Genomic DNA, 11,877 nt, shown 5'->3' on the forward strand with positions numbered 1-11,877 from the left:
TAACCATGAACGCGCCGTACGACGGTGACCGCGGGCAGGGTGCGGGCGGCACCCCGCCGTCCGGTGGGACGCCCGCGGCGTCCCCCGGCTCCGGCCACCCGCCGGTGCCGCCCCCGCCGCCCGGTGATGCCGGCCCGCAGGGATACGCCCCGCACCCGCAGGGCGGCTACGCCCAGGACGGTTACCAGCAGAACCCCTACGCCCAGGACCCCTACGTCCAGGACGCCTTCACCCATGACCCGTACCGGGCCCAGGACCTGTCCGCGCAGGACCCGGTGACCGAGGCGCTCTACGACCGCGCCGCGCACCCGCCGCCCCCGCCCGGCACGTACCCCGAGCCGCAGCCGCTCTACCAGCAGCCGGCCGCTCCCCACCACGCCCCCGACCCCCGGGTGTGGGCGCAGACCCCCGCCCCGGAGCCCGAGGGCCCCTCCCGGCACCTGCCGTACGGCGACGACGCGCGCACCGTCCAGTTCACCGGCGTCGACGACCTGGTGACCCGGGCCGGCGAGGAGGAGCCCGAGCCGGACGCCTTCGCGCACCTCTACCGGGACCAGCAGGCCCCCGGCCAGGTGCCCCCGCCCGCCCCGGAGCCGGATCCCATGCCCGCGCCCGCCCCCAAGAAGTCCGGCCGCGCCTCGGGGCTGCTGAAGTCGAGCGCGGTGATGGCCGCCGGCACCCTGGTCTCCCGGCTCACCGGCTTCGTCCGCAGCCTGGTGATCACCGGCGCGCTGGGTGCCGCCCTGCTCGGCGACACCTTCACCATCGCCTACACCCTGCCGACGATGATCTACATCCTCACCGTCGGCGGCGGCCTCAACTCGGTCTTCGTCCCGCAGCTCGTCCGCTCGATGAAGAACGACGAGGACGGCGGCGAGGCCTACGCCAACCGCCTGCTCACCCTGGTGATGGTGGCGCTCGGCGCGATCGTGGTCCTGGCCGTCTTCGCGGCCCCCCTGCTCATCCGGCTGATGTCGAACACCATCGCCGACGACGCCGCGGCCAACAGCGTGGCCGTGACGTTCGCCCGCTACTGCCTGCCCACGATCTTCTTCATGGGCGTGCACGTGGTGATGGGTCAGATCCTGAACGCCCGCGGCAAGTTCGGCGCGATGATGTGGACCCCGGTCCTCAACAACATCGTCATGATCGTCACCTTCGGTCTGTTCATCTGGGTCTACGGCACCTCCGCCGAGTCCCACATGGGCGTCCAGACCATTCCCGACGAGGGCATCCGCCTGCTCGGCATCGGCACCCTGCTCGGCCTGGTCGTCCAGGCCCTGGCGATGATCCCGTACCTCCGGGAGACCGGCTTCCGCTTCCGGCCCCGCTTCGACTGGAAGGGCCACGGGCTCGGCAAGACGGTCAAGCTCGCCAAGTGGACCGTCCTCTTCGTCCTCGCCAACCAGGCGGGCGTCCTGGTCGTCACCCAGCTCGCGACCGCGGCCGGTGAGGAGTCGGGCAAGAACGGCGCCGGCTTCCTCGCCTACTCCAACGCCCAGCTGATCTGGGGCATGCCGCAGGCCATCATCACGGTCTCCGTCATGGCCGCGCTGCTGCCGCGGATCTCCCGTGCCGCCCACGACGACGACCCCGGCGCCGTCCGGGACGACATCTCGCAGGGGCTGCGCAACTCGGCGGTCGCGATCGTTCCGGTCTCCTTCGCCTTCCTGGCGCTCGGCGTCCCGATGTGCACCCTGCTCTACGCCTCCAGCGGCGTCGAGGCCGCCCAGGGCATGGGCTTCATCCTGATGGCCTTCGGCCTCGGCCTGATCCCCTACTCCGTCCAGTACGTCGTGCTCCGCGGCTTCTACGCCTACGAGGACACCCGGACGCCCTTCTACAACACGGTCATCGTCGCCGCCGTCAACGCGGCCGCCTCCGCGATCTGTTACGTCGTCCTGCCCGCCCAGTGGGCCGTCGTCGGCATGGCCGCCTCCTACGGCCTGGCCTACGCCGTCGGCGTCGGCATCGCCTGGCGCCGCCTCCGCAAGCGGCTGGGGGGCGATCTGGACGGCACCCACGTGATGCGGACCTACGCCCGCCTCTGCATGGCCTCCGTACCCGCCGCGATCGTCGCCGGCGCCGTCGGATTCGGCCTGCTGAAGCTGCTCGGCGAAGGCGCGTTGGGCTCGCTCGTCGCCCTGATCGTCGGCGGTGCGGTACTCCTCGGAGTCTTCTTCGTCGCGGCCAAGCGGATGCGGATCGCCGAACTGAACACCCTGGTCGGCATGGTCCGCGGACGCCTGGGACGCTGAACCCGTCGGGCCGGCACAACCATCGGGGGGAACCGCGTGTCGTGCATAGCGTCCGACTGTGGGCACAATTGGCTTGGCTGTTGGATGTGGCGCAATGGATGGGGAGGCAGGAACGACGGTGGCGGAACGTAGCACGGCTGCCGTCGACGTGGCCGACAACAGCGGTGACGACCCGCTGACCGCCAAGGCGGACACGGCCGCGACCGACGGGGTGGCGGACAAGCAGAAGACGGCGGAACAGCCCGCCGAGGCCACGGAGAAGAAGGCGGTCGAACGACAGAACGGCGAGCAGGCCTCCCTCACGGCTCCGGAGCTGCACAGCGGCCACAAGCTGGCCAGGCGCTACCGGCTGGAGGAGTGCGTCACCCGTCTGGACGGATTCAGCAGCTGGCGAGCCGTCGACGAGAAACTGCGGCGTGCCGTGGGGGTCCACCTGCTGCCCGCGGACCACCCCAGGGCCCGCTCGGTCCTGGCCTCGGCCCGGGCCTCGGCGCTCCTCGGCGACCCCCGCTTCGTGCAGGTCCTCGACGCCGTCGAGGAGAACGACCTCGTGTACGTCGTGCACGAGTGGCTGCCCGACTCCACCGAGCTGACCGCGCTGCTCGCGGCCGGCCCGCTGGAGCCGCACGACGCCTACCAGCTCGTCAGCCAGGTCTCCCAGGCCATGGCCGCCGCCCACCGCGAAGGCCTCGCCCACCTCCGGCTCACGCCGAGCGCCGTCCTGCGCAGCTCCACCGGCCAGTACCGGATCCGCGGTCTCGCCGTGAACGCCGCCCTGCGCGGCATCACCGCCGATCGTCCGCAGCGCAACGACACCGAGGCCATCGGCGCGCTCCTGTACGCCGCTCTCACCCAGCGCTGGCCATACGACAGCGACGCCTACGGCCTCTCCGGCCTGCCCAAGGGCGTCGGCCTGCTCCCGCCCGACCAGGTCCGCGCCGGTGTGCACCGGGGCCTGTCCGAGATCGCCATGCGCGCCCTCGCGAACGACGGGGCCACCGCGTCCCGACAGGAGCCGCCCTGCACCACTCCGGACGAGCTGGCCAAGGCGGTGGCCGCCATGCCCCGCGTGAAGCCCCCGGAGCCCGAGTTCACCGCCCCGCCCGAGTACCAGCGCACGACGTACCAGCAGGGCACCTACGGGCGTCCCCCGGCGCACCCCGCGGCCACCCAGCCGCTGATCGTCCCGCCGCCCCCGCTGCAGAGCCGTACCGGCAAGGCGCTGAAGTGGGCCGTCTCGGCCCTGCTGATCGCCGCCCTGGGCCTCGGCAGCTGGCAGATCGCGGACCGGCTCCTCGCACCGGACTCCCCGCGGAAGGAAACCCCGGTCCCGCAGACGACGACCGACGAGAAGCCGGCGCCCCTCAAGCCGGTCGCCATCGCGTCGGCCCACGACTTCGACCCGCTGGGGAACGGCTCCGAGAAGCCCCAGGCCATAGACCTGGCCTTCGACGGCGACCCCAGCACGTACTGGTACACCGAGAACTACTTCGGCGCCGACTTCGCCAATCTGAAGTCCGGCGTGGGCCTCGTGCTCGACCTGGGCAAGGCACAGAAGATCAGCACGGTCGACCTCTCCTTCGTGGGCGACACCGCGGTGGAACTGCGCACGGCGCCCGCCGACGCGACATCGGAGCCGGGCAGCCCCGACGGCTACACGACGCAGGTGTCCGGCACGGGCAGCCAGGTTCCCCTCAAGCTCTCCAAGCCCGTCACCACCCGCTACGTTCTCGTGTGGCTGACGAAGCTCCCTTCCAACGACGGGGGCTACCGGGGCAAGCTGAGCGAAATCAAGATCATGGGCTGACGACCGCAGGGGAGGGGGCTCACCGTTGGACCAACCGATAGACGACGCCACGGACGACCAGGAACTCCTGGCTCGCCATGTGGCCGGCGATCCAGACGCCTTCGGTGAGCTCGTGCGGCGTCACCGCGACCGGCTCTGGGCGGTGGCCCTGCGCACCCTGGGGGACCGCGAGGAGGCCGCTGACGCCGTCCAGGACGCCCTGCTGTCGGCCTTCCGGGCCGCCCATACCTTCCGCGGTCAGTCGGCCGTCACGACATGGCTCCACCGCATCACGGTGAACGCCTGCCTCGACCGCCTCCGCAAGGCGGCGTCGCGCAAGACCTCGCCCGTCGACGACAACGACCGCTTCGAGCAGCTCCTGGAGCCCCACGAATCAGCGGAGGCGCCCGTGGAGCGGGGGGACGTCCACCGTGAGGTCCTCGCCGCGCTCGCGTCGATCCCCGCCGATCAGCGCGCCGCCCTCGTCCTGGTCGACATGCAGGGATACCCCGTCGCGGAGGCGGCCCGTATCCTCGGCGTTCCCACCGGCACCGTGAAGAGCCGCTGCGCCCGCGGGCGGGCACGACTGCTTCCGATGGTCACTCATCTGCGCGGCGAATCCGTGGGTACCGAAGCCCCCGGCGGGGGAAGGAACCGGACGCCGGGGACATCCGTCCCACCGGTGCCGGGGCCGACGGACACCGGAACGACTGATCCAGCTGCTGTGAAGGGCGGAGGTGGGCGCACGTGACTTCCACGGCCGACAAGGCCAACACCACACAGCACCCGGACGTCTCGGAGATCTCCGATCTGACCGAGGGGCTCCTCTCACCGACCCGCTCGGCCGCGGTCCGCCTGCATCTGGACGCGTGCCCCCTCTGCGCCGATGTACGCACCTCCCTGGAGGAGATCCGCGGACTTCTTGGCACCCTTCCCGGGCCGCCCCGCATGCCCGCGGAGATCGCGGGGCGGATCAATGCCGCCCTCGCCGCCGAGGCCCTCCTCAACGCCACCACGCCGGAGAGCGACTCCGTCGTTTCACGTGAAACGACGCCCGACACCTCCGAGCCGACGTCCTCGGGCGCCTCTTCTCCGCCCGACCGCTCCTCCGGCCGGGCCGCGGACCGCCCCGCCGGCCGCTCCGGTGCCGCCACCGGCCCCGGGCGGGCCGGGAAGCCCCGGCGTCGCCGTATCGCCCTGCTGTCGACGCTCGGCGCCGCCTTCGGAGCCGTCGTCCTCGGCACAAGCCTCTATCTCACCCAGTCGGCCGACGTGACCGCCGGAGTCCAGGCGGGCGACACCAAGAAGGCCGACACCGCCGCCGGCGCGGCACTGACCCCCTTCTCCGGATCTCCGGTGGAGGACCGCGTCCGCGCTCTCCTGGCCGAGGGCGACTCCGCCATCACGCCCCGCGGCATCACCCCGGAGTCGATGTCCGCCGAAGGCCGGAGCACCGCGCCCCAGCGGCACAGCGACGGCGCCGTCCCCGGCTGCGTCGTGGCCGGGACCGGCCGCTCCGACGCGGTGCTGCAGCACGAGCGGGGCGAGTACCAGGGGAAGCCGGCCTATCTCCTGGTCCTCAGCGACCCCGCGGACAGCAAGAGGGTCCAGGCCTACGTCCTCGATGCCTCCTGTGCGAAGCAGACCACCGGGAGCGGAAGCCCGGCCGCTGATCTGCTGTTCAGCGAGACGTACCCTCGCTCCTGACCCCTCTCTCCGTCCCGCAGCGGCGCCGCGCGGCGGTTTCGGGAATGTACTCCCCTTAGGATCCGTTGGGTGGGGTGAGAGTGACCGAGACAACCGCCCCGTAGGCAGTGGCAGTCTGCAGAGACGAGGAAGAAACCCGTGAGCGACGTCCGTAACGTGATCATCATCGGCTCCGGGCCCGCGGGGTACACCGCTGCGCTCTACACCGCCCGAGCGTCGCTGAACCCCCTGGTCTTCGAGGGCGCCGTCACCGCCGGTGGCGCGCTCATGAACACGACCGAGGTCGAGAACTTCCCGGGCTTCCGCGACGGCATCATGGGCCCGGACCTCATGGACAACATGCGGGCGCAGGCCGAGCGCTTCGGTGCCGAGCTCGTCCCCGACGACATCATCTCCGTGGACCTCACGGGTGAGATCAAGACCGTCACCGACACCGCCGGCACCGTGCACCGCGCCAAGGCCGTCATCGTCACCACCGGCTCGCAGCACCGCAAGCTGGGCCTCCCCAACGAGGACACTCTCTCCGGTCGCGGTGTCTCGTGGTGCGCCACCTGCGACGGGTTCTTCTTCAAGGACCAGGACATCGCCGTCGTCGGCGGTGGCGACACCGCGATCGAGGAGGCGACCTTCCTCTCGCGCTTCGCCAAGACGGTCACCATCGTCCACCGCCGGGACAGCCTGCGTGCCTCGAAGGCCATGCAGGAGCGTGCCTTCGCCGACCCGAAGATCTCCTTCGCCTGGGACAGCGAGGTCACCGAGATCCACGGCGAGCAGAAGCTCAGCGGTGTGACCCTCCGCGACACGAAGACCGGCGAGACCCGCCAGCTGCCCGTCACCGGCCTCTTCATCGCGGTCGGCCACGACCCGCGGACCGAGCTCTTCAAGGGCCAGCTGGAGCTCGACGAGGAGGGCTACCTCAAGGTCTCCGCCCCGTCGACGCGCACCAACCTCACGGGTGTCTTCGGCGCCGGCGATGTCGTCGACCACACCTACCGTCAGGCCATCACGGCCGCCGGCACCGGCTGCTCCGCCGCGCTGGACGCCGAGCGATTCCTGGCCGCCCTCGCCGACAGCGAGAAGCTGGCCGAGACCCCCGCGGTCTGACCCCGTCTCTCCCCACCCCACACCCCGCGAGATCAAGGAGGCCGCTGTGGCCCTGAAGACTGTGACCGACGCTTCCTTCGAAGAGGACGTCCTCAAGAGCAACAAGCCTGTCCTGGTGGACTTCTGGGCCGAGTGGTGCGGCCCGTGCCGCCAGATCGCCCCGTCGCTCGAGGCCATCGCCGCCGAGCACGGCGAGATCGAGATCGTGAAGCTCAACATCGACCAGAACCCGGCCACGGCTGCCAAGTACGGCGTCATGTCCATCCCGACCCTGAACGTCTACCAGGGCGGCGAGGTCGTGAAGACGATCGTCGGTGCCAAGCCGAAGGCGGCCATCCTGCGTGACCTCGAGGGCTTCGTCGAGCCGACCAAGGCCTGATGCTCCCGCTTCCGTTTCACGTGAAACCGAAGCAGCGTTTCACGTGAAACAACGAACGGCCCGCCCCCGGAAGGGGGCGGGCCGTTCGCGTGGCCCTGACCCGCACTCCGAGACCGACGCTACAGAGGGCGGAGGACCGGATCCTTCTGGACCGCGCCGAGAAGCCGGTCGAGCGCCATCTCGACGTCCTCCTTCCAGGAGAGCGTCGTCCTGAGCTCCAGTCGCATCCTGGGGTAGGCCGGGTGGGGTCGTACCGTCTTGAAGCCCACCGCCAGCAGATGCTCGGCGGGAAGCACACAGGCCGGCTCCTTCCACCGGGCGTCCCCGAACGCCTCGATGGCCTTGAAGCCCCGCCGCAGCAGATCCTTGGCCACCGTCTGCACGACCATCCGCCCGAGCCCCTGACCCTGGTACCCCGGCATGATCCAGGCCGTCATCAGCTGCACCGCATCGGCCGCGACCGGGCTCGTGGGAAAGGCGGTGGAACGCGGCACATAGGCCGGGGGAGCGTAGAGCACGTAGCCGACCGGCACGTCGTCGACATAGACCACCCTGCCGCAGGAACCCCACTCCAGGAGGACCCCGGAGATCCAGGCCTCCTTCTCCGGCTCCGCCCGACCCGCTTTCACCGCGGCTTCCCCGCTGACGGGATCGAGCTCCCAGAAGACACAGGAGCGACACCTCGTGGGCAGATCCGGAAGGTTGTCCAGCGTGAGCGGTACGAGCCGACGCCCCACGGCCGCGCCTCACTTCCCTCGCGAATCGATCACGGATACGCCTCTTGGAATCGTATCCATCGGCCGATCCGGACGACACCGCTCACAGGCAAAGGGCGGACCGCATTCCGGTGAAACCGGAGCACGGCCCGCCCTCAGCGTCCTGCGTCAGCGGAAGGCCTCAGCCCTCCGCCCCCTTCTCGGCGTGGTGCTGGTCCATGACCCGGCCCTCGCCGGGGGCCAGCGTCGCCAGGATGCGGTCCAGATCCTCCACCGAGGCGAACTCGACGACGATCTTGCCCTTCTTCTGACCGAGGTCGACCTTCACCCGGGTCTCGAAGCGGTCCGAAAGACGCGAGGCGAGATCCGAGAGCGCGGGCGACACCCGGCCACCGGCGCGCGGCTTCGTCGGCTTGACCGCACCGGGCTCCTCGGAACCCATGAGGCTGACCATCTCCTCGACGGTCCGCACCGACAGACCCTCGGAGACGATCCGGTACGCCAGCTTGTCCTGGGCCTCCGGGTCGTCCACACCGAGCAGCGCCCGCGCGTGGCCGGCGGAGAGCACTCCGGCCGCGACCCGCCGCTGCACCGGCGGCGACAGCCGCAGCAGACGCAGCGTGTTGGAGATCTGCGGACGGGAGCGCCCGATCCGCTCCGCGAGCTGATCGTGCGTGCAGCCGAAGTCCTTGAGCAGCTGCTCGTAGGCGTGGGCCTCTTCGATCGCGTTCAGCTGGGCGCGGTGGAGGTTCTCCAGGAGCGCGTCCAGGAGCATCTTCTCGTCGTCGGTGTCCCGGACGATCGCCGGGATCCGCTCCAGGCCCGCTTCCTTGGACGCCCGGAGACGCCGCTCGCCCATGACCAGCTCATAGCCCTCGCCGTCGGTCTTGCGCACGACCACGGGCTGGAGGAGGCCGACCTCCTTGATGGAGACGACGAGCTCCGCCAGGGCGTCCTCGTCGAAGACCTCACGGGGCTGGTGCCGGTTGGGAACGATGGAGTCGAGCGGAAGCTCGGTGAAGTAGGCACCAGCCGGGGGCTCCGGCCGGACCACCGGCTCGGCGGCGTTCCATGAGGGCGCCGACTCCGGTGACGGGGTGCTCTGCGGGAGCGATGCCAGCTTCGCAGCCGCCACCCCTCGATCCGACGGGATGCCGGCGGCCGAACCGGGCGAGGCCACGCCCACGCCGCTCGACGGCGACTGCCGTTCCTGGGGAGCAGCGGGGATCAGCGCACCGAGCCCACGCCCCAATCCCCTACGTCGCTCACTCACTGGATCCCCTCCGACATGCTGCGCTGGTGGTTCTGGTGCCCGACATGGGCGTGCTGCGGGTCGTAGTGCACGGCCGCCCCCCGCAGGGCGATCTCTCGGGCCGCTTCGAGATACGACAGGGCGCCGCTGGAGCCCGGGTCGTAGGTGAGGACCGTCTGCCCGTAGCTCGGCGCCTCCGAGATGCGGACGGACCGCGGGATGCTGGTCCGCAGCACCTCCTCGGCGAAGTGGGTGCGCACCTCGTCGGCGACCTGCGAGGCGAGCCTCGTCCGGCCGTCGTACATGGTGAGCAGGATCGTCGAGACATGGAGTGCCGGGTTGAGGTGCCCCCGGACCAGGTCTACGTTCCGCAGGAGCTGGCCGAGCCCCTCCAGTGCGTAGTACTCGCACTGGATCGGGATCAGCACCTCGGCTCCGGCCACCATGGCATTGACCGTGAGGAGACCGAGCGAGGGCGGGCAGTCGATCAGGATGTAGTCGAGCGGCTGCTCGTAGGCCTGGATCGCGCGCTGGAGGCGGCTCTCACGGGCCACGAGCGACACCAGCTCGATCTCCGCGCCGGCGAGGTCGATGGTCGCGGGGGCGCAGAACAGGCCCTCGACGTCCATGACCGGCTGCACGACCTCGGAGAGGGGCCTGCTGTCCACGAGGACGTCGTAGATCGAGGGGACCTCGGCGTGGTGGTCGATGCCGAGCGCCGTGGAGGCGTTGCCCTGCGGGTCGAGGTCGATGACCAGGACTCGGGCCCCGTGAAGGGCGAGGGACGCGGCAAGGTTGACCGTCGTGGTCGTCTTGCCCACGCCGCCCTTCTGGTTGGCGACCACCATCACGCGAGTCTGCGCCGGGCGGGGAAGTCCCTCACCGGCACGACCCAGGGCCTCTACTGCCAGCTGGGCAGCACGACCAATGGGGGTGTCGTCCATCGGGGGCGGTGTTTCACGTGAAACATCCTCCCCCACCGATTCGGTTCGGGGACCGGGGACCGGATCGGTCATCGGTCCCGCGATGTTGGCGTCGGACCGCAAGGATTCACTCTCCTCGGCTTCAGGCTCGCGATGGGGAGAGCCTGCCATGCTTTCGGGGTCGTGAACCAGCGAGGCCGGTGGTTCTGTGGGTGAATCCACCTCTGTGGACATCCCTGTCACCCTCGCGGGTGGGTTCACGCGAGGTCGACGGTCCCGGGGCGTGGCAGCCGCGCGACCGCGGCTGATGATTCCCTGCAGCAGTGAGCGACGTTTCACGTGAAACACCATGCCCCTGCTCCTGAGCCGGGACCGTTCGACACTCCGAAATGGTACGAATGCGACGCTCAGCGGCGTCGGCGGGTCTTGCTGGTCCTAGCGGCCTTGGCCCGCTTGGCGGCGAACCGCACACCGCCCGGGCTCTCCCCGACCTCCACCCGGACGACCGTGGACAGTGGATCGACGATCCCCTCGCCCACCTGCATCACAGAGGTCTCCACGACGCCGAGGCGGGAGAGCGCGGCACGTGCGCCGTTGATCTCCTCCTCCGCGGTGTCGCCCTTGAGCGCCAGCATCTCTCCGTACGGACGCAGCAGGGGGACGCCCCAGCCGGCCAGCCGGTCGAGGGGCGCCACCGCGCGGGCCGTCACCACGTGCACCGGAGTGATCTTGCCGAGCATCTCCTCCGCGCGCCCGCGGACCACGGTCACGTGGTCGAGGCCGAGCAGCTCGACGACCTCCTGGAGGAAGTTCGTCCGGCGGAGGAGCGGCTCCAGAAGCGTGATCTTCAGGTCGGGCCGGACCAGGGCCAACGGGATGCCGGGAAGGCCGGCGCCGGAGCCCACGTCGCAGACGGTGACGCCCTCGGGGACGACCTCGGAGAGGACGGCACAGTTCAGCAGGTGGCGCTCCCACAGCCGCGGCACCTCACGCGGGCCGATCAGACCGCGCTTCACACCCGCGTCCGCGAGGAGCTCCGCATACCGCACGGCCTCCGGGAAGTACTCGCCGAAGACTGTCCGCGCCTGCTCCGGAGCCTCGGGGAGCTGCGCTTCCTCCGTCACGGGAACCGTCCTTCCGTACCGCACGCATCGTCTGCGGGCGCGCTGTGGTGGCTGACTATCAGGCTGACAAAGATCGGCCCCGCCTGCGAACAGACGGGGCCGAGACTACGTGAGGGTTCAGGCCGGGAGAACGACGACGAAGCGCTGCGGCTCCTCGCCCTCGGACTCGCTGCGCAGACCGGCGGCGGCGATCGCGTCGTGCACGACCTTGCGCTCGAACGGCGTCATCGGGTCCAGCTTGACCGGCTGGCCGGTGGACTTCACCTCGCCCGCGGCCTTGGCGCCCAGCTCGGCGAGCTCGGCGCGCTTCTTGGCGCGGAACCCCGCGATGTCGAGCATCAGACGGCTGCGGTCACCGGTCTCGCGGTGCACGGCCAGCCGGGTCAGCTCCTGGAGGGCCTCCAGGACCTCACCGTCGCGACCCACGAGCTTCTGCAGCTCGCGCGCCGAGTCGCTGATGATCGAGACCGCGGCGCGGTCCGCCTCGACGTCCATGTCGATGTCGCCGTCGAGATCGGCGATGTCGAGCAGGCCTTCGAGGTAGTCGGCCGCGATCTCACCCTCCTGCTCCAGGCGGGTCAGGGTGTCGCCACCCTCGGCGGCGGCGGAGGTGGTGCCTTCCGTCACG

The 11,877-nt window shown here is 70.6% G+C and carries 11 protein-coding genes; 6 read left to right on the plus strand and 5 right to left on the minus strand.

All coding sequences use genetic code 11. From position 1 onward, the window contains the following. The first annotated feature begins 5 nt into the window (after nt 1–5). The 6 genes from murJ to trxA all read left to right on the plus strand — a co-directional run bounded on the left by murJ (nt 6) and on the right by trxA (nt 7,234). Nucleotides 6–2,258 carry a murein biosynthesis integral membrane protein MurJ gene (gene murJ / locus ACY0MR_RS18545; protein ID WP_388807153.1) on the plus strand — a complete coding sequence of 751 codons (2,253 nt, stop codon included), beginning with the start codon at nt 6–8 and terminating at the stop codon, nt 2,256–2,258. A gap of 118 nt (nt 2,259–2,376) precedes the next feature. Next, a complete protein-coding gene (locus tag ACY0MR_RS18550) occupies nt 2,377–4,065 on the plus strand; it encodes a protein kinase family protein (RefSeq protein ID WP_451059254.1) in 1,689 nt (562 codons plus the stop codon). A gap of 25 nt (nt 4,066–4,090) precedes the next feature. Then, the gene (gene sigM / locus ACY0MR_RS18555) at nt 4,091–4,795 is read left to right on the plus strand and encodes an RNA polymerase sigma factor SigM (RefSeq protein ID WP_473554170.1); all 705 of its coding nucleotides are present in this window, start codon (nt 4,091–4,093) and stop codon (nt 4,793–4,795) included. Next, nucleotides 4,792–5,751 carry an anti-sigma factor gene (locus tag ACY0MR_RS18560; RefSeq protein WP_473554173.1) on the plus strand — a complete coding sequence of 320 codons (960 nt, stop codon included), beginning with the start codon at nt 4,792–4,794 and terminating at the stop codon, nt 5,749–5,751. Before sigM ends, ACY0MR_RS18560 begins: the two co-directional genes overlap by 4 nt. A 138-nt stretch (nt 5,752–5,889) precedes the next feature. Next, on the plus strand, nt 5,890–6,855 hold the full coding sequence (gene trxB / locus ACY0MR_RS18565; protein WP_388807161.1) for a thioredoxin-disulfide reductase: 966 nt from the start codon (nt 5,890–5,892) through the stop codon (nt 6,853–6,855). Nucleotides 6,856–6,901: 46 nt separating this feature from the next. Further along, the gene (gene trxA, locus ACY0MR_RS18570; protein ID WP_148003348.1) at nt 6,902–7,234 is read left to right on the plus strand and encodes a thioredoxin; all 333 of its coding nucleotides are present in this window, start codon (nt 6,902–6,904) and stop codon (nt 7,232–7,234) included. A 119-nt stretch (nt 7,235–7,353) separates the two neighbouring features. Here trxA and ACY0MR_RS18575 read toward each other — a convergent pair whose 3' ends face one another. The 5 genes from ACY0MR_RS18575 to ACY0MR_RS18595 form a co-directional block, all read right to left on the minus strand. Beyond that, nucleotides 7,354–7,971, minus strand: a complete 618-nt coding sequence (locus ACY0MR_RS18575; RefSeq protein WP_361847506.1) for a GNAT family N-acetyltransferase — start codon at nt 7,969–7,971, stop codon at nt 7,354–7,356. A 160-nt stretch (nt 7,972–8,131) separates the two neighbouring features. Further along, complete coding sequence (locus ACY0MR_RS18580; protein WP_392866896.1) at nt 8,132–9,223, minus strand: ParB/RepB/Spo0J family partition protein; 1,092 nt, start codon at nt 9,221–9,223, stop codon at nt 8,132–8,134. Next, complete coding sequence (locus ACY0MR_RS18585; protein ID WP_078944828.1) at nt 9,220–10,296, minus strand: ParA family protein; 1,077 nt, start codon at nt 10,294–10,296, stop codon at nt 9,220–9,222. Before ACY0MR_RS18585 ends, ACY0MR_RS18580 begins: the two co-directional genes overlap by 4 nt. A gap of 236 nt (nt 10,297–10,532) precedes the next feature. Continuing rightward, nucleotides 10,533–11,249: a 16S rRNA (guanine(527)-N(7))-methyltransferase RsmG gene (gene rsmG, locus ACY0MR_RS18590; RefSeq protein ID WP_361847499.1), complete on the minus strand. Its 717-nt coding sequence runs from the start codon at nt 11,247–11,249 to the stop codon at nt 10,533–10,535. 117 nt (nt 11,250–11,366) lie between these two features. Next, complete coding sequence (locus ACY0MR_RS18595; RefSeq protein ID WP_030321234.1) at nt 11,367–11,876, minus strand: Jag family protein; 510 nt, start codon at nt 11,874–11,876, stop codon at nt 11,367–11,369. Between the last annotated feature and the right edge of the window lies 1 nt (nt 11,877).

It is taken from the genome of Streptomyces sp. JN8, assembly GCF_055808075.1.

Bases quoted from the DNA above. Each gene is read 5' to 3' on its own strand.
- murJ (WP_388807153.1), top strand. From the start codon at position 6: ATGAACGCGCCGTACGACGGTGACCGCGGGCAGGGTGCGGGCGGCACC.
- ACY0MR_RS18585 (WP_078944828.1), bottom strand. From the start codon at position 10,296: ATGGCAGGCTCTCCCCATCGCGAGCCTGAAGCCGAGGAGAGTGAATCC.